Origin of the sequence: Alkalihalophilus lindianensis (assembly GCF_032843265.1) — a bacterium.
GTDB lineage: Bacteria > Bacillota > Bacilli > Bacillales > Bacillaceae_D > Alkalihalophilus > Alkalihalophilus lindianensis.
On the sequence record NZ_JAWJBA010000001.1, the window covers coordinates 129,506 to 147,343 of the forward strand.

At 38.4% G+C, this 17,838-nt stretch carries 23 protein-coding genes; 22 read left to right on the forward strand and 1 reads right to left on the reverse strand.

Annotated features, from left to right (window positions below):
- The first annotated feature begins 17 nt into the window (after positions 1-17).
- The 19 genes from iolE (at position 18) to RYX56_RS00835 (ending at position 13,830) form a co-directional block, all read left to right on the forward strand.
- Positions 18-914: a myo-inosose-2 dehydratase gene (iolE, locus tag RYX56_RS00750; protein WP_317120228.1), complete on the forward strand. Its 897-nt coding sequence runs from the start codon at positions 18-20 to the stop codon at positions 912-914.
- 4 nt (positions 915-918) lie between these two features.
- Positions 919-1,968 carry a Gfo/Idh/MocA family oxidoreductase gene (locus RYX56_RS00755; RefSeq protein ID WP_317120229.1) on the forward strand — a complete coding sequence of 350 codons (1,050 nt, stop codon included), beginning with the start codon at positions 919-921 and terminating at the stop codon, positions 1,966-1,968.
- Positions 1,969-2,087: 119 nt separating this feature from the next.
- Positions 2,088-3,134 (forward strand): LacI family DNA-binding transcriptional regulator, encoded by a 1,047-nt coding sequence (locus RYX56_RS00760; RefSeq protein WP_317120230.1) that lies wholly within the window; start codon positions 2,088-2,090, stop codon positions 3,132-3,134.
- A gap of 115 nt (positions 3,135-3,249) precedes the next feature.
- A complete protein-coding gene (locus RYX56_RS00765; protein WP_317120231.1) occupies positions 3,250-3,717 on the forward strand; it encodes a GNAT family N-acetyltransferase in 468 nt (155 codons plus the stop codon).
- Between the two features lie 16 nt (positions 3,718-3,733).
- Positions 3,734-3,964, forward strand: coding sequence for a membrane lipoprotein lipid attachment site-containing protein (locus RYX56_RS00770; protein ID WP_317120232.1), 231 nt, complete (start codon positions 3,734-3,736; stop codon positions 3,962-3,964).
- 13 nt (positions 3,965-3,977) lie between these two features.
- Entirely contained in the window at positions 3,978-4,160 is a 183-nt protein-coding gene (locus tag RYX56_RS00775; RefSeq protein ID WP_317120233.1) for a hypothetical protein, read from the forward strand.
- A 30-nt stretch (positions 4,161-4,190) separates the two neighbouring features.
- Positions 4,191-4,421, forward strand: a complete 231-nt coding sequence (locus RYX56_RS00780) for a hypothetical protein (protein ID WP_317120234.1) — start codon at positions 4,191-4,193, stop codon at positions 4,419-4,421.
- A 12-nt stretch (positions 4,422-4,433) separates the two neighbouring features.
- Positions 4,434-4,658, forward strand: a complete 225-nt coding sequence (locus RYX56_RS00785; protein WP_317120235.1) for a hypothetical protein — start codon at positions 4,434-4,436, stop codon at positions 4,656-4,658.
- A 328-nt stretch (positions 4,659-4,986) separates the two neighbouring features.
- The gene (locus RYX56_RS00790) at positions 4,987-6,195 is read left to right on the forward strand and encodes an efflux RND transporter periplasmic adaptor subunit (RefSeq protein ID WP_317120236.1); all 1,209 of its coding nucleotides are present in this window, start codon (positions 4,987-4,989) and stop codon (positions 6,193-6,195) included.
- Entirely contained in the window at positions 6,179-6,868 is a 690-nt protein-coding gene (locus RYX56_RS00795) for an ABC transporter ATP-binding protein (RefSeq protein ID WP_317120237.1), read from the forward strand. The genes RYX56_RS00790 and RYX56_RS00795 overlap by 17 nt, the downstream gene beginning before the upstream one ends.
- The gene (locus tag RYX56_RS00800; protein WP_317120238.1) at positions 6,861-8,087 is read left to right on the forward strand and encodes an ABC transporter permease; all 1,227 of its coding nucleotides are present in this window, start codon (positions 6,861-6,863) and stop codon (positions 8,085-8,087) included. The genes RYX56_RS00795 and RYX56_RS00800 overlap by 8 nt, the downstream gene beginning before the upstream one ends.
- Before the next feature lie 125 nt (positions 8,088-8,212).
- Positions 8,213-8,737, forward strand: coding sequence for a DUF1572 family protein (locus RYX56_RS00805; protein WP_317120239.1), 525 nt, complete (start codon positions 8,213-8,215; stop codon positions 8,735-8,737).
- The gene (locus tag RYX56_RS00810) at positions 8,734-9,405 is read left to right on the forward strand and encodes an HAD family hydrolase (protein ID WP_317120240.1); all 672 of its coding nucleotides are present in this window, start codon (positions 8,734-8,736) and stop codon (positions 9,403-9,405) included. Before RYX56_RS00805 ends, RYX56_RS00810 begins: the two co-directional genes overlap by 4 nt.
- A 9-nt stretch (positions 9,406-9,414) precedes the next feature.
- Positions 9,415-10,620 carry an MFS transporter gene (locus RYX56_RS00815; RefSeq protein WP_317120241.1) on the forward strand — a complete coding sequence of 402 codons (1,206 nt, stop codon included), beginning with the start codon at positions 9,415-9,417 and terminating at the stop codon, positions 10,618-10,620.
- 268 nt (positions 10,621-10,888) lie between these two features.
- Entirely contained in the window at positions 10,889-11,056 is a 168-nt protein-coding gene (locus RYX56_RS25785) for a putative glycolipid-binding domain-containing protein (protein WP_369293540.1), read from the forward strand.
- 163 nt (positions 11,057-11,219) lie between these two features.
- Positions 11,220-11,477: an RNA polymerase sigma factor gene (locus RYX56_RS00820; protein WP_317120242.1), complete on the forward strand. Its 258-nt coding sequence runs from the start codon at positions 11,220-11,222 to the stop codon at positions 11,475-11,477.
- Between the two features lie 39 nt (positions 11,478-11,516).
- Complete coding sequence (locus tag RYX56_RS00825) at positions 11,517-11,798, forward strand: hypothetical protein (protein ID WP_317120243.1); 282 nt, start codon at positions 11,517-11,519, stop codon at positions 11,796-11,798.
- A gap of 204 nt (positions 11,799-12,002) precedes the next feature.
- Complete coding sequence (locus RYX56_RS00830) at positions 12,003-12,545, forward strand: RNA polymerase sigma factor (RefSeq protein WP_317120244.1); 543 nt, start codon at positions 12,003-12,005, stop codon at positions 12,543-12,545.
- The gene (locus RYX56_RS00835) at positions 12,538-13,830 is read left to right on the forward strand and encodes a DUF4179 domain-containing protein (protein ID WP_317120245.1); all 1,293 of its coding nucleotides are present in this window, start codon (positions 12,538-12,540) and stop codon (positions 13,828-13,830) included. Before RYX56_RS00830 ends, RYX56_RS00835 begins: the two co-directional genes overlap by 8 nt.
- A 54-nt stretch (positions 13,831-13,884) precedes the next feature.
- On the opposite strand, the gene RYX56_RS00840 is transcribed toward RYX56_RS00835, so the two are convergent.
- Complete coding sequence (locus RYX56_RS00840; RefSeq protein ID WP_317120246.1) at positions 13,885-14,697, reverse strand: STAS domain-containing protein; 813 nt, start codon at positions 14,695-14,697, stop codon at positions 13,885-13,887.
- Between the two features lie 217 nt (positions 14,698-14,914).
- Between RYX56_RS00840 and RYX56_RS00845 the strand changes: the two genes are divergently transcribed.
- The 3 genes from RYX56_RS00845 to RYX56_RS00855 all read left to right on the forward strand — a co-directional run bounded on the left by RYX56_RS00845 (position 14,915) and on the right by RYX56_RS00855 (position 17,834).
- Positions 14,915-15,475 carry a peptidoglycan-binding domain-containing protein gene (locus RYX56_RS00845; protein WP_317120247.1) on the forward strand — a complete coding sequence of 187 codons (561 nt, stop codon included), beginning with the start codon at positions 14,915-14,917 and terminating at the stop codon, positions 15,473-15,475.
- A gap of 194 nt (positions 15,476-15,669) precedes the next feature.
- A complete protein-coding gene (locus RYX56_RS00850) occupies positions 15,670-16,011 on the forward strand; it encodes a YflT domain-containing protein (protein ID WP_317120248.1) in 342 nt (113 codons plus the stop codon).
- 284 nt (positions 16,012-16,295) lie between these two features.
- A complete protein-coding gene (locus tag RYX56_RS00855) occupies positions 16,296-17,834 on the forward strand; it encodes a pyridoxal phosphate-dependent decarboxylase family protein (protein ID WP_317120249.1) in 1,539 nt (512 codons plus the stop codon).
- The last annotated feature ends 4 nt before the right edge of the window (positions 17,835-17,838 follow it).

A 17,838-nucleotide genomic window follows, 5' to 3' on the forward strand; every position in this document is an offset into this window, starting at 1 on the left:
TTTAGGAGGATACAAAGATGTTTACTGAGAATGCAGTTAAATTAGGGATTGCTCCAATTGGCTGGACGAATGATGACATGCCAGAACTAGGTAAAGAGAATACCTTTGAACAATGTATTAGTGAAATGTCTTTAGCTGGATTTATAGGTACAGAGGTTGGAAATAAATATCCACGTGATACAAAGGTATTGAAGAAAGCTTTAGATCTTCGTGGGATGGAAATAGCTAGTGCTTGGTTTAGTTCATATTTAACAACAAAGCCATTTGAAGAAACAGAAAAAGCATTTATTGAGCATCGTGATTTTTTGCTTGAGCTAGGGGCAGAGGTTATCGTGGTTTCAGAACAGGGGCGTAGCATTCAAGGAGATATGAATGTTCCCTTATTTGATGAAAAGCCTGTCTTTACAAATGAGGAGTGGATTAAATTAGCAGAAGGGCTTAATAAGCTTGGAAGATTAGCTAATGAGAAAAACATGTCGCTAGTTTATCATCATCATATGGGCACTGGTGTGCAAACGGCTAAGGAAATCGATCAATTAATGAGTATGACTGAAGAAGACTTTGTTTCTCTTTTATATGATACTGGTCATTTGTACTTTTCAGGAGAAGATCCTTTAGAAATATTGAAACGGCATTTAAAGCGAATCAAACATGTTCATTTAAAAGATGTGAGAGAAGAAGTCGCTGAAAAAGTAAAGGATAAGAAGATGAGTTTTCTAGTGGGCGTACGTGAAGGAGTGTTTACCGTTCCAGGTGATGGGAATATTGATTTCACAGAAATATTTATCTGTCTATCGAACTCTGCTTATAAAGGTTGGTTATTAGTAGAAGCTGAGCAAGATCCAGCAAAGGCAAATCCATTTGAGTATGCATTAATAGCTCGTCAATATATAAAAGAAACTGCAGGGGTGTGATCAAATGCAGAAAAGAAAAGTAAAAGTAGGAATTGTAGGACTAGGTAGATTAGGGTATCAACATGCTGAAAATTTATCTTTTCGTATACCATTTTGCGAATTGACAGCAGTTTGTAGTATAAATGAAAAGGAAGTAAAAAAGGCACAAGAAAACCTAGAAGTTCCCTATGGGTATACAGATTATGATGAGATGTTAACAAATAAAGAGCTAGATGCTATTTTCATTGCTTCTCCATCTGGATTTCACTGTGAACAAATTATAAAGGCACTTCGTGAGGGTTTCCATGTATTTAGTGAGAAACCACTAGGTTTATATATTGAAGAAACTCAAAAGGTTGAAAAGGTAGTAATGGAACATCCTGACCAAACTTTTATGCTAGGGTTTATGCGCAGGTATGATCGCTCATATGCTTTAGCAAAAAAGAAAATTGAAGAAGGGGCTATTGGTCAACCGACCCTCATTCGTTGCTATGGGATTGACCCTACCAAACAATTAGACGGATTTATAAAGTTTGCAACTAAAAATTACAGCGGTGGTTTATTTCTTGATATGTCTATCCATGACTTTGATTTAGCGCGTTGGTATTTAAGTGCAGAAGCAAAAGAAGTGTGGGCAGTAGGTGGAAGTTATTCTAGGACTGAATTTAATGAATTAAATGATGCTGAAACAGGCGCAGCAATGATTCGTTTTGATAATCAAGCTATTGGAATTTTTGTAGCGGGAAGAAATTGTGCACATGGCTACCATGTAGAAACAGAGATCATCGGAACAAAAGGTACACTTCGCATTGGTACAGTACCAGAGAGTGATCAAATTGTTTTATTTAATGATAATGGGGTCATTAATGAATGCTTTGATGGCTTTATTAGTCGCTTTGAGCAAGCATATTTAAGTGAAGTTGAAGAGTTTGTCAATTGCATTATTGAAGGGCGTCAACCAGCTGTATCAGTAAGAGATGGAGTTGAATCGACGAAGATTGGCTATGCGTGTAAAGAGTCATTTGAAAATGGTCAACTTGTACACGTGCAAAATGATCGATTTGTTTCAAACTAATCTTATACTTTAGGTTAATCTGCTTATTCTAGGCTGTTCTCATTACTAGAAAAGGAATATTTATGATATTCTATAAAAAAAGAACGGTGTAGGAGTAAAAGTAGAAATGAGGCAAGGATATGAAAGCAACTATATACGATGTAGCAAAAAAAGCAGGTGTATCCATCGCCACTGTTTCAAAAGTGATCAACAACACAGGGAACATGCGAGAGTCAACTAGACAACGTGTGATAGAAATTATGAAAGAGATGAATTACCGTCCCAATATGGCAGCGTCGGCCTTAACTGGTAAAGGAACGAAAACACTAGGGTTGTTAATTCCTGATATTTCAAACCCATTCTTCTCGGAGATGGCCCGAACGATTGAAGATCGTGCCCATGAATTAGGAATGAGCGTTATCATATGTAGTACGGATGAAAATGATGAGAAAGAAAAAAAGTATGTCGAGTTGTTAAGAGATAAAAATGTAGATGGATTTATTGTTGGTGCAAGCTTCAAAGATAAGCGCGTCCTACAGTCGTTAATTAAAGATCATATTCCTTTGGTTCTATTAACACATGATGATGTATCACTCGATATTACCAGAGTCTCCATCGATGACTTTAAAGGTGGTTATGAAGCCACTTCGCATCTTCTAGCTCAAGGTCATAGAAATATCGCCATCATTGCTGAACACGCTTACAGCAGTAATATCCGCATTACCGGTTATAAGGAAGCTCATAATATATACGGAGATACATGTAAGGAAGAGAACATTTTGAGGACTTTTGCATCGATTGAAAATGGAAGGTCTTGTTTTAACCAATTATTCAATCGCACAAATCCAAGTCCCCCAACTGCTATTTTTGCATGTAATGATCAACTTGCTATCGGTGTAATTCAAGGGGCTAAGGAGAAAGGAATAGATGTTCCAGTTGATTTGTCAGTAATAGGATTTGATAACACGATTTTAGCTACGACGACGGTTCCTGGATTAACTACTATATCTCAACCCATTTCTGAAATGGGGGAACGAACAGTCGATTTATTAGTAGAAGAAATTAAAAGAGGGGAATCATTGAAAGAAAGAGTCGTCTTTACCCCAGAACTGATCATTAGAGGAACTACATCCAAAGTAAATAAAAATAATAAATGGAAACAAAATATCTACCTTGAAAATGGATAACTCTGAAGTATAACTATTAGAAAGAACGGTCTTAATGACCGTTTTTTTGATTTTATAAATACAAAAATTAGATATTGATGTAAAATTAAACCAACATGAGAAAACAGGTGATTCAGTGATACGTGCATTTGAATTAGAGGATAAGGACTACATCATAAACTCGCATTATCAGGTATTTAATCGAGAGTTCCAATACGATTTATCGTTCAAAGCCTTTATTGCAAAACGTGTAGAGGAGATTGTAACTAGGTCCGATTCAAAAGAACAAATTTGGATAGTAGAGGTTGATGGTAAACAAAAAGGTTCAATCTGTTTGATGAAAAAAGACGAAGAAACAGCTCAGCTCGGTTTGTTTTTAGTAGAACCTACGCTTAGAGGAGCGGGATATGGCCAGCAGTTAATCGAAGTGGCAATCAATTTCTCAAAGAAGGTAGGGTTCAAAAGAATGATACTCTGGACCAATAGTGAATTAACTTCAGCTCGGAAATTATATGAAAGAAACCGATTTACGCTAAAAACCACACAAATTCAAACATTATCAAATAAAGAACTGATTGAAGAAATGTGGGAACTGACTTTATAGGAGAGGTCGATGCTAGTTGAAGAAAACAATCATGCTTCTGTTTACCTTACTTGTTCTAGCTGGGTGTAATGTAGAAGAAAACCCTGAAGATTATACCGTTATTTGGGGTGAATCACACAATGCAGACTTACATGAATCAGCTATTAAAAGGCTAGAAGACGCAAAAATTAAGTACCGAATGGATGAGAACAATCAAATGTTAATCAAGGAAAAGGATTTGAATAAGGCTGTGATGTGTTGTTCTTAGAGGGGAGTGAGAAATGAGAAACTATTCAAAAATCATACTTAGTGTTCTAACCATTTTAATTGTATTTGTTGGTGGTTTTCTAACAGCAAAATTGATCTATAATGTACCAACGAAAGAGATTTTGGCAGGGTATGATCACCCTGAACAAGAGGGAAGGATTGATTATCCAACGGTCATAACAGATATAGAAGAATAAGGGACAATCGATAATATACAGCAAATTTTGATGTATAGTGAACAAATTGACGTTGATCAGGTTAACCGAGAAGGTGTAGATGTCCATCTCATCATAAAGAGTCCCAAAGCTGCTATTAGTTTGGTGGACGCAAAGGTTTGGTTTGAGGTAGATGGTGCCCTTATAAAGATGGGTGAGGCAGATTACAGGAGAATAAATCATGTAGATGCTGAAGTATTAAAGCGTATGATTAATTATGTTAAAGTAATCTCAAAAGAGTAAGGGGGCTTTAAAATGAAAACCTTCTTTGTCGCTTTCCTCTCATTTGTTGTGATTAGTGGTGTGTTGTTGTTTGTTGGTTATTTCTTTCAAGTGAATCAACTGATGTTTCGTTTTTACAACGAAACGGCTACAGGCTTTGAAGCGGGGGGTTCGGTGATTCCGTTCATAGTCGCGATTATTTGCAGTTATTTTGTTGGGAGTTCTTATGAAAGGATAATGCAGAATAAAGTAGGTTAAACTAAGTGGTAATTAATTTTGGTAGGCTTATTTTTGAAAATGAATTATCAACTCAGCCTATACTTTTTGAAAGTATAGGCTGAACTGCTCTATTGCAAGAAAAGAATGATGGAGATTAATACAAAATCCTTATCAAGAAGAAAGGGAGACGGAAATTTTATACGGAGCGATATAACTATAAAGATTGAACCAAGCGTGGGACCTTTGCTTGGTTCTTTTTGATTTTATCAAAGAAACACTATTTGAATAAAATTCTATTGATAATATTTGGAATATAATAGATAATATTTCTAGTTATTTGAAATATTTTCTATTAGGCAGGGGTCAGATGATGAAGAAGAAAACAAGATTGATTGTTGGAATTAGTGCTTTAGGTCTCGTATTAGCTGGTGGAATTGGGGGAGGGCTTTACTTTACAGGAGATCGTGAAGTGAATGCGATGTTAGATGAACCTTGGGTCGAGCAAGTAGGTAATATGACGTTCTCCGAAGATTTCTCAGCTTCAGCTTTTTCAGGGAAGGTTGAGCCTGAAAAGCATGAAAAAATATACTATGAACCAGATAAAGGAACGATAGAGGAAGTGTTTGTTCAAGAGGGAGAGTTGATTGAAGAAGGAACCGAGCTTTTTGTCTATGAGCCACTAGAAGATTCGACGTTAGAACTCGAACAATTGAAGATGCAGCTTGATATGTCTTATCTTCAAATTAACCAGAGTGATAAGAAAAAGAAAAAACTAGAAAAGAGCTTGAAAGAAGCACAGGATGAAGAAGAGAAAGAGTTAATTCAAGAAGAACTGGACCAACTTCAATTTGACTTACGAATGAGTAATCTTGAAGCAGGTCAACTGCAAAAGCAAATTGCGAGTTTGGAAGAAGAAGCAGGCTCTACGGCTGTTGTAAGTAAAAGTAAAGGGATTGTGCAGTCAGTAAACCAAGATGTGATTGATGGAGCTAGCCTTGAACAGTCCCCAGGAGCCTTCATCCAAATTGTCTCGACTGGTTCCTACTTAATAAAAAGTCAAATTAACGAGTTTTTATTAGATTCAATTGAAGTAGATCAAAAAGTTAAAATTACCAAAAAAGTTGGAGGGGAGGAAGAATGGATCGGGACCATCAGGGAAATTGGTAAACTACCAGTTGGAGACGATCAAGGTGATCAGATGATGGATTATTACGGAGAATCAAACCCCCAATCCTCAAATTATCCTTTCACCGTTTTAATAGAGGACCATGAAGGATTAGAAATTGGTTTTCATGTGAATGTAGAACCGATCTCGGAAGAAGTGGGAAATCAAGCTTCAAATGTTGTACGAGTGATGCAGGATTTTGTAGTGTTTGATGAAGATACTCCGTATGTATGGCTAGTGAATGAAGAGGAAGAAGCAACCAAACAAGTTGTCGAAACAGGGGCAGAGTTTGAAGAGGATTATACGATTGAAATAGTAAGTGGCGTTACATTAGAAGATTATTTGGTCTATCCAGACGAATCTGTTACAGAGGGAAAGAAGGTAGCCATTTATCATGATTCATTTGAATAAGATTTACAAATCCTACAAGCTTGGTAAAGAGGAAATAGCGATACTAAAGGATATCAATTTGACGGTTGATTCAGGTGAATTCCTTGCCATTATGGGCCCTTCAGGCTCGGGTAAATCTACCCTAATGAACATATTAGGGTGTCTGGATAAACCAACTTCAGGTGAGTATCAGCTTGATGAGGCTGATGTGTTAGCTAGTCGCGATGGTTTGCTTGCTGATATTCGCAACCAGCAAATTGGTTTTGTATTTCAAACCTTTCACCTTCTACCAAGGCTAACTGCTTTACAAAATGTCGAGTTGCCCTTGATTTATAGCAAGGTTAAAAAGAAGGAAAGAAGAGAACGGGCATTAGAGGCTCTAGGTAAAGTAGGCTTGAGTGACCGAGTGTCCTTTTTGCCAACACGTCTTTCAGGTGGACAAAAACAACGAGTAGCCATTGCACGTGCGCTAGTTAACCAACCGAAATTCATTCTAGCTGATGAGCCGACTGGGGCACTAGATTCAAAGTCAAGTGCTCAAATCTTATCTTTATTTAAGGAGTTAAATGAAGAAGGCGTTACGATCATTATGATTACTCATGATCGTGAAGTGGCAGAAAAAGCAGATCGAGTCGTATATATTCGAGATGGTGAATTACTTTTAAGTGAGAAGGGAGTGATCCCAAGTGCTTGAGAATATTCGAATTTCGTTTCAATCTATTTTTGCTCATAAGTTACGATCAACCCTTACAATGCTCGGCGTCATAATTGGGATTGCTGCAATTATTGCTATCGTTTCAATGATTGAAGGCCAAAGCGAGGCACTAAAAAGCAATTTAGTCGGAATGGGTAACAATACGATTAACGTTGTGTATGAGGAAAGCAGCATGATGGGGGAAGGGTTTTATAACACCTCATCCTATCTTTCTGCTCCACCTGTAAAAGATGAGACGATTGAACAAATTCGCAGTCTTGATATGGTGTCTGGCATTTCGATGTATCACGAATCATGGAGTGCTCCTGCTTTTCATTTGACTCACTTTTCTTATCCCCAGTCGATTGGGGTAGATGAGGCATATTTTGACCTTTTTCCAGTGACGCTACTTGAAGGAAGACAGCTCACTGAAAAAGAGCTTTCAGGTACAGCGCAAGTGGTGATGATTAATGAAGATGTTCAAAGTGAGTTGTTCCCTGAAACAAGTCCAATTGGTCAATTTATTGAAGTGAAAGAGATGCCATTTCGTGTAGTGGGAACCTTTACGGATAAAAGTGAGGATAGTTTGTTTTATGGGGACTGGACGGAACCTAAAATGTACTTTCCAAGAGGTGTATGGCCACTAATTGAAGGCTTTGATGCGCCGACTCAGATTGCTGTTCAAGCAACATCATCTGAACATATTCAAGAGGCGGGAATGTTAGCTGCTGACTTTTTAAACAATGATTTATCAGCATTTGATATGGAGACGGCGATGTATAATGTGATGGACTTGCAGGCAATAGCTGAAGAAATCGCTGCTTTTAATATGGCGTTTGCGCTCTTACTGGGTGGTATTGCAAGCATCTCCTTACTTGTAGGTGGTATTGGCGTCATGAATATCATGCTCGTTTCTGTGACTGAACGCACGAGGGAAATCGGCATTAAAAAGGCACTCGGTGCTAAACGACACATCATCCTCATGCAATTTTTGACCGAAGCGATCGTGTTAACGAGTATTGGTGGTATACTGGGGATTGCTGGAGGGATAGGAATTGCGAAGATCATCTCAACCATTATCGGAATGCCGTTTATGATTTCCATTCCTGCCATTATTGGTTCACTTGTCTTCTCGATGCTAGTCGGGATTGTATTTGGAATCTTGCCATCTGTGAAAGCATCAAATTTACAACCTGTAGACGCTTTGAGATATGAATAATCGCGTAAGTAACCGGCTCAACTATGAGTCGGTTTTTTTCTATGATATTCTTTATCAAAAATATTATATGGTATAATATGGTTGTGTGAAATGTGCTTTAAGTCGACTACTAGGAGTGAGTATGTATGAAACAAACTCAAGGCGCGGATTTTTCAAGCGAGTACGTTAGAGTCGTAACATCGCGTTTTCTAGAAATGAAGAAGACAGCTGAGAAAGCATTTGAACAAGTGGAGGAAGACTTTCTTTGTTGGAGTCCGAATGAAGAGTCAAATAGCATCGCGGTAATTGTTCAGCATATGAGCGGAAATATGATCTCCCGTTGGACGGACTTTTTAACGACTGACGGAGAAAAGAAGGAACGTAATCGCGATCAGGAGTTCATAAATACCATTGAAAATAAGGAACAGCTTTATGAGGTTTGGAATAGAGGTTGGGGAGTCTTATTCCATGCATTAAAGGATTTGAAAGAGGAAGAGCTACTACATACCGTTTTTATCAGGAACGAACCTCATACAGTGATCGAAGCAATCGAACGGCAAATGTATCACTATTCCTATCATACAGGGCAAATCGTTTACATAACGAAGCAGGTAGCAGGAGAGGAATGGACGAGTTTAACGATTCCAAAGAAAAAGAGTAAAGACCTATGATCAAAGGAGTGCTATTTGACTTAGATGGGACATTGTTAGATCGAGATTCATCGGTTAAAAAGTTCATTCATGATCAGTATGATCGCTTGCATCTGCATGTGGGTCATATTCCAAAGGATGAGTACGTGGCGCGATTTATTGAGTTAGATCAACGCGGCTATGTATGGAAAGACAAAGTCTATCAGCAATTAATCAAGGAATATGGCATCACCGGAATGAAGTGGGAGGAGCTGCTTGAAGATTATCTAAATGATTTTAAGTTTCATTGTGTTCCTTTTCCCAATCTTACTGAGATGCTAGAACAATTAAAGAATCACAACCTTACACTAGGCATGATTACAAATGGAAGAGGGCAATTTCAGTTGGATAATATCAAAGCCTTAGGGATTGAACCGTACTTCGATCGCATCTTCATATCCGAATGGGAAGGGATGAAGAAGCCTGACCCGACATTGTTCCGACACGCTCTAAATACATTGAATGTTCAAGCGAATGAAAGTGTATTTGTAGGGGATCATCCAGGTAATGATGTGAGAGCTGCGAGGGATGTAGGGATGAGAGTGATCTGGAAGGAAGATCGTTTTTGGAGTCATGCAGATGCAGATGCCACTGTGAATGATCTATCTGAGATTCCTTTGTTAATCAAAGAGCTAATCCTAGCTCAATAGGAAGGTGCTATGATCAAAGATTTCAAGAAAATCGTTGTGGCTTTTTTTCTATCAGAGTTTGGGCGTGCTATGTACTTTGTCTCGATCACTTGGCTACTCTATCAATTAACAAATGATCCTATGTATACAGGGTTATTAGTTAGCTTAGGGTTTCTACCTGGTCTTGTTATGAATGTGTTTTTCGGTGTAGTGGTTGATCGCTTTGACCGTAAGAAGCTATCTGTGCTGGCTAACCTTCTAAGTACAACGGCGATGCTAAGCTTACTGATCTACTTTCTTTTTGGTGTCGTAGAGCCATGGTTTATCATGGGTGTACATATGGTACTACAAATGTCAGGCTCACTATTCCGTCCAGCCATTCAAGCCTTTATGGCCGAACGTTTTCCTAAAGAACAACTACCTAAGGTGTTTTCGCAATCGTCATCAGCTGCAATTGTTGGCGGATTATTAGGAGCCTCACTTGGTGGCCTAATAATTAGTATGATCTCGATATCTGGTTCCATGGCCATTGTCACAGGGAGCTTTGCGATTGCTTCCATAGCGTTACTTTTGATTCAACATGTGGCGAAAGAAAGAGCAGAGGCTGTAGTGGAAACATCAATCATTACTGACATCGTAGAAGGTTTCAGCTACCTAAAGCAGAATCGCTTCTTATTGGGCCTTTTTGTGATCATGTTCAATGGTCAACTTGTGTTTCATACAAGTTTAGGCTTTTTATCTGTGTATACGATCGATTATTTGCAACAAACAGCAGCCGTTTATGGATTATTAGATGCCACGATCTCCGTGGGCGGAGTAATTGCTGGACTACTTGGAACGTGGTGGTGGAAAGTAGGAAAGAACAGATTAGCCATCTACTCTTTGCTCCTCGTACTAATAGGGTTATTAGGTGTGGGAATGGCACAGGCTCTACCCATCGTTTTCGCCGGGATCTTTCTGATTGGTCTTGGGACAACGTGGATTCGAGTCTTGCTACAAGCCGTCCAGCAAATGGCGACGGACGCTAATTATCATGGAAGAATGGCTAGCTACCGCATGATAGGCAATCAAGGGTCGGTCGTAGTAAGTGCCCCCATTATTGGGTGGATTGCGGCAGAATACGGAGCGAATTATATTTATTTAAGTTTAATGCTTCCCATTTCTTTATGCATACTGTTTGCAATCTTTCAATCAAGGCAGAAATCATTCATCCAGATGACGAATCAAGCAGCCTGAAGAAGCGGAATTGGAGTGTTTAGTGAGACGTTTCTGACAATCAGGAACGTTTCTATTTGTAGAAGAAATAAGAATTTTAGAGGATTCTGTTGATAGGTTATAGAACGTGTAGGGAAGAGAAAATTTTTGAAGGATAAATCGCAAAAAAATTGTCCGTTTTTCAAACCAATTGATTCCCCATGACGCCTTTTTCAAATTCTTTGCCGATTAACCGAATGATCAATTGGGAGAAAAATAAGCAAAAACATTTTGATGTGGTTTTATATCTATTCCCACTTTAGAAACAAAAAAGGTCCCACAGACGTACACGTACTTATATCAGGAAGGTTCACTGAGATTTTTCCATTACCGTTGCTATTCTTATCAGACGACAATTAGTGTCGATGAAGAGGGCTTAGTCATCAGCTATCCGAACGTATTTCATAAAATGGTTTAATGGTTCATGTAAGTAGAGAGGGATTTGATATAGGTTCAACACTCGGATTTTTCGGATTCGAGTGTTTTTTTATAGAATTTGTAGAAGAAAATCCTTTTTTTGGAGCATCTTTTCACATAGCTTGTTGTCTATAAGTAGTAGATAGATAGAGGGGGTTAACGAAATGAACGATCATGAGCTCCTACAGGAGATTCTTGCAGGTGATCAGCATGTCATGGAAAAGCTTCATGAACGATATGTGGATCGCATTTTCCATTACATATACATTCAGACAAATAGCTATCATGATGCAGAGGAATTATTACAAGATGTCTTCTTCAAAGCTGCAAGGCAACTTGAGCGTTTTGAAGGGAGGGCTTCCATTAAAACATGGATTTTTAAAATCGCACGCAACATTGTAATTGACTATTATCGCAAGTAAAATAAAGAACGCCAATCGATTTCAATGGAGCAGGAGGTATTGGAGGACATTGTTGGGAATGATGAATCTGCGGAGAAGACCGTTCTTCGCACGATCCATATGGATGAAGTGCTAGAATTGATAAACTACCAAGCCAATACAGGTTATGGCTATGGTTATTATAGTGGAATGGAAGACGAATTTATTGATGGATACGTTCAACTATTTGAAAGCCCTAACGGATGGTATTACCATCACAAACATGCAGACAAAGAAGATTACAACGGGGGTGTGTACACACAACGCTTACGAATGTTTATTGATTCAATTGAATGGCATTAAGAAGTGTGGGAGAGTTGCGGTGATTCGCAGCTCTCTTTTTTTGCTTAATCATTTGAAATCAATGGTAAAATCAAGTTGGATTTTACCATTGATTTCAGTTAAGTGAAGAAGCTAAATGAGCGAGGTTATATATGAGAAATTTTTTTGTAATAAAGTGAACGTTTTCTGCTTGTGAAGACTCTTATAGGGGAGAGAGGTGAAGGGATGAATGTGAAAAGGCTGGTTGGCAAAGCGAAGAAGGGTAATAAAGAGGCATTGCTTCAATTAATCATGACCGAAAAAGACGACTATTATCGGCTTGCTCTCACCTATTTGGGGAATGCACATGATGCGATGGATGCCATGGAGGACATGATTGTAAAGCTCTACGAAAAAATCGATCAGCTTCAAAAAGAGGATGCCTTTTATAGCTGGAGTAAAATGATTCTTGTGAATCAGTGTAAGACCTTACTGAAAAAGAAAAAGAAACTGGTATTAATAGATGATTGGAAGACGAATGAAAATGGAGGAGAACCATCTACTACGAATGATCCTTACCAGCAAAGCATGCACCACATGGAGCTTCAGGAGCTATTGCTTTATCTAAATAAACACCAAAGAGAAGCGATTCAATTAAAGTACTTTCGCGACTTGGATTATGAAACGATTGCACGAATGACCGGAGTACCGATTGGGACCGTTAAATCAAGGGTCTCCCAAGGGTTAAAGAAAATGCGAGATCATATAGGAGGTGGCTTGAATGAATGAGATCGAAAAACGATTAGTGGAAGAACGAAAGCGGTTAGAATCAGTACATGCTCCTGATGAATTAGAAAGTCGATTACGGCATGCCCTAGGGCAGATACCTCCTAAAAAGAGAAAGCCGACTAAGTCAATTTGGAAGCTTGCGACGGTTGTGGCATTATTTTTTATAGTGATTGTCGGTTATCAATTCAATGGATTCGCTTATTACGGGAAGAAGCTTCTCGGATTTGAAGAGGTCGCCTCAGGGACGTTGAATGATTTAAATGATGCAGGAATGGGGCAAGTCATTGATAAAAAAGTTGAGCTTAAGGACGGAACGACTCTCGTGATTGATGGAGTGATGACGGATGCCAATCAATTGATTATGTACTACACACTTCATAATCAGACTGGACTACAGGGTGATGTGTACGAGATGATAAGCATCGATCGAATGACTGGTTTTTTAACGAATTCTCATGTAGAGAGTGGTACGTCGATCATGAATGATGACGGAACAGAAATTAAAGGAATGATGACATTTGAGCCAGTCAGTGCCTTTTCTAAACAATTAACGCTTCATTATTGGCAGTATGATGAGGGTAGTCTAGTGAATGAAAATCATTTAACTTTTGCCTACAATCCAAATCAAGCGATGCAAACTGAAATTAAACAATCAATCAATGAAACGTTAGAAGTCGATCGGGGGAGGATTACCTTTAAAACAATCACAGCGACGCCAACGGTTACGGTGATTGAAGGATCGTTGAATGTTGATAATTATGATCGTGTGGACTTTGCTTTTGAGGGAGTCGAGCTAATGGCGAATGGAGAGCGAGTTGAATTAAAAGGGCATAGCAGTAAGTCTACAATGAGAGGAAATGACTTTGATATTCGCTATGATGCATTACCGGAGCAACTCGATTCATTGGAGATAGTGATGAATAAATTTGTCGGGTATGCAGCGGTCGATGAAAAGATTTCACTTGCTCATGCCGAGAGTACACCACTTGTCCTCGGTGAAAGAGAACTACTTGTAAACGAAGTAGTAGCGACCGAACAAGGGATCGAAGTGAAGCTTGCTACGGATGATGATGTCATGCTTGATGGTGTATCAATTGAAGCTGAAGATCAATGGATTCCTCTTACAACGACACTCAATCAAACGTATTTTATCGATGAAAACGGCCGTGAATGGAAAGAGCGTACGCTTTTGTTTAAAGGACTGCAAGCGCCTGATTTTCTTGTGATTGAAGGTATGCACTATATGAAGGTGTATGATGTAGGATTTGAGATACCTGTTCAATAAGATGTTTCATAAAAAAACCGTTCAGATCATTTGTCTGAACGGTTTTAATTATAACTATATAGTTTCTAACGCTTGCTTCACACTTGAATAAGCCTTCATATTTTCCATATCTAATCCACCTTTGACAGATGTTAAGGCTAATTTAGGATTGATTCCCGTCGTAATAAGATCGATACCGAGTAAACGAAGAACACTCCCGATTTGGTGAATATGGTGGGCAGTTAGCTCATCCATTGTTGATATTCCAGAAAAGTCAACAATCAAATAGTCTAGGTTCAATTGTTGAACTTTAGGCACAACTTTTTCTAAAAGGTAATCTGCACGATTGGAATCGATTTTTCCCATCAATGGTAGAACAGCAATGGCTTCTCTCACTGGAACGATAGGAGAGGAGAGCTCCTCCATTTCCTTTTGCATTTCTTTTTTATATTTTTCAGTTAAACGCTCGTAAGCAATCACTGTTTTATCTAAGCTAATATCGAGCATTTCATTAATGCGTGTGAAGACATATAAGGAGTCACGTAAAGAGAGTTCAAATTGACTACTAAGTTCTTCTACCAATTCAGCAAATACTTCCCGTGTGGGTGGGTAACGAACGATAATATCAGAAATCTTCCCTTCAGCTACGACGATCGCTTCAGCATTCTGTTTACTCCATTCGATTAAGGCAGTAGGGACCCCTTTTTCACCACTTTCAAGCGTATCCCCTATAAATGACATGAATGTCGTATACATAGAAATGGCAGTAGCGTGTTCTTCCGTTGATATCGTCAGTTGAATCTTATTAAGCACATTTTCTACCACTTGCTCTGCAAGTAATGAAGCGTTCTCTTTAAAATGATTTGTAAGATTTGATAATGATGACATGGTTCTTTAAACCTCACTTTCTTGTTTTATTATAGTACAAGAAATACTAATGTAAAGGCTAATTTAGGCAATATGGACTCTATTTATATACCAATTATAAATGACTTATTTTACTTATTTACCAAAGTTTTATAAATATTTCAAAATAATTGAAACTTTCTCGAATGACCACGCGTCTTATAGTCGTAATCAAAAATTTTTATGGGAGATGATTTCTTTGAAGAAATGGAAAAAGGTATCGGCAGCGATTTTGACAGCTTCAGTTTTAATGGTTGGTGTACCTGCAGGAGTTGGCGCACAGGAGAATATTCCGTACATTTTTGATCTATCTCAATCTGGAACATTAAAAGAAGGTTCAAAAGGAGAGAATGTTAAAATCATGCAACGTGCATTAAATAGAGAAATGGGAGCGAAGTTAACAGAGGATGGCGTATATGGTCCAAAAACCAAAACAGCTGTGTTTGCGTTTCAAAAGTCAAAATCAGAATTAACGAATGATGGAATTTACGGACCTAAAACACATGCAGCTCTTTCAATAGAATTCAATACATTTGGGTTTGCAGATGAGGTATTAAGAGAAGGCAGTCGTGGTGAAGCGGTTAAGACGCTGCAAAGAGGGTTAAACGATATGAGCTACAATGTCTCAGTGGATGGCGTTTATGGACCAAAAACGAAAGAAGCCGTCATCAAATTCCAACAACGATTTCCTGATTTAGCGAACGACGGTATCTTTGGTCCGCGAACTAAGGATGTAATGGATAAAGTGTTGAACAGTTAAAACGAATGACTAGGAGAAGGAGCACCTGAATGCTTTCAGGTGCTTTTTTAGGTTATTGATAAGTGACCTTTTTTCTCCTTCTTTTTTCTCATATTTCAAAGTTGAAGATTTGAATGAGTGAGGAAGGGTACATAAATGTTAAGAAGCCATTAAAAGTAGCTTATAAGATTAAACAACTTAAGGAGGAAATGAAATTGAAACCATTATTTAAAGTATTCCACAACGACGAAACAATGGAAAAATCAATCGGCAAATTAAGAAAAGATGGTGTGAGGGATGATGATATTTATGTCCTTTCCCATGATAACGACCATGAAAGAAGAAGTAGAAAAGAAACTGATGCAAATAAGATCGGAGTTAGTGAAACAGGCGTCGGAACAGCCTTAAAAAATGTCTTCCGTAGCAAAGGAGATACACTTCGTTCCAAAATGAAAGAAATTGGCTTTGAAGCTGACAAAGCGGACGAACTAGAAGAAGAGTTAGATAAAGGGAAATCATTACTCGTGGTCACGAACCAAGAGAGAGTTGAATTTTAAAATTTAGCTAATCTGAAACTGCTTAGAGTGATATCTAGCATAATAAAAAGAACGTGTGTTGAATCTATTTTATCACACGTTCTTTTTTGTGTGTTAAGTCCCGTGCCAAAGTACGTGAATGAGAGTAATAAAAGTATTTTTTTAGAGAATGGGTGACAATCTTACTGAATTGCCAAACTTAATTGACAATGATTATCATTTCAACTAACATAGCCAACAAGAGTTATTGATAATGATTTTCATTATCTTTTATTTTAAAATAAGATTATCCAGGAGGTATAAGTATGGGACTAAGTCAAGTTGACCTTAGATATCCACTTACACAAGTTACGGAACATCAACATAGATTTGATCGCTATTTTCTACATAACCAAGTAGAAGGAATAGATTACTATCAATTGGCAATGAGATCAGCTGAGGCTGCTTTAGTCGAGCAGTATGCAACTAATGAGAAGCCTTATAGTGGACTAGCTCCTACTAAATTTGTACATATCTTCGACGATACATTTGATGAGATGTTACCAGAAGAGGGGGCTTCCATTGAGAATCTATTAAAAAAGGTGGGAGAAACGATTGTGGCTCATTCAATTCAAGTTGCTAACCCGAGGTGTTTGGCTCATCTTCATTGCCCGCCATTAAGTTCAGCACTTGCAGCAGAAGTGTTGATCAGCGGAGGCAATCAATCAATGGACTCGTGGGACCAAAGTGCTTCCGCTACAATCGTTGAAGAAAAAATGGTGCGCTGGTTGAGCGATTTATTTTTTAAAGAAGACCGAGCTGATGGAGTATTTACAAGTGGTGGGACGCAATCTAATTTGATGGGATTATTACTGGCTAGAGACCGCTTCTTACAACAGGAACTGAATTGGAATGCACAGCGAAATGGTCTCCCGATAGAAGCTAGTAAATTACGAATCTTGTGCTCAGAAGCTGCGCACTTTACCGTTCGTCAATCTGCTTTTTTACTAGGCTTAGGAGAGCAAGCGGTTATTCCGGTTGAAACCGATGAGCATCAGCGTATTTCCATCGAAAGCTTAAAGCATCACTTGAAGCTAGCAAATGAAGAGGGACTGCTTCCATTTGCCTTGGTTGCAACTGCTGGTACAACCGATTTTGGGAGCATTGATCCACTTAATGAATTGGCGAGAATAGCTGATGAGCATCACATGTGGTTTCACGTCGATGCAGCGTATGGAGGGGCGTTGATGCTAAGTGAGAACCACAAGCATAAATTAACAGGAATCGATCACGCTGACTCAATCACTGTTGATTTTCATAAATTATTTTATCAACCAATTAGTTGTGGGGCCTTCCTATTAAAAGATCGTGCAAACTTTGATTCTCTTAAACTTCATGCAGATTATTTAAACCCTGAAGATGATGAGGAAATCGGTATTCCGAATCTCGTGACTAAGTCGATTCAGACAACTAGACGATTTGATGCATTAAAGTTGTTTGTCTCATTTCAAGCCTTAGGAAGAAAGATATTTGCTGAGATGATAGACTATACGATTGATTTAGCAAAAGAAACAGCATCAATTCTTGATGATGATTCTCAGTTTGAACTAGTTACCCAGCCTGAGATCAATGCCGTGGTCTTTCGCTACAACCCCGAAGAAGAGAAAAGTGAAGAGGGGTTAAATCAAATCAATGCTTTTATACGGAGTCATTTGTTAGAAGAAGGCCAGGCGATTTTGGCACGAACCCGAGTAAATGAATCTGTTTACTTGAAATTGACGTTGTTAAACCCACGAACAACGATTGAGGATATTCATGCAATCTTTAACCAAATCAAGCAACTAGTACAAGTAGAAGCAAAATGATAAG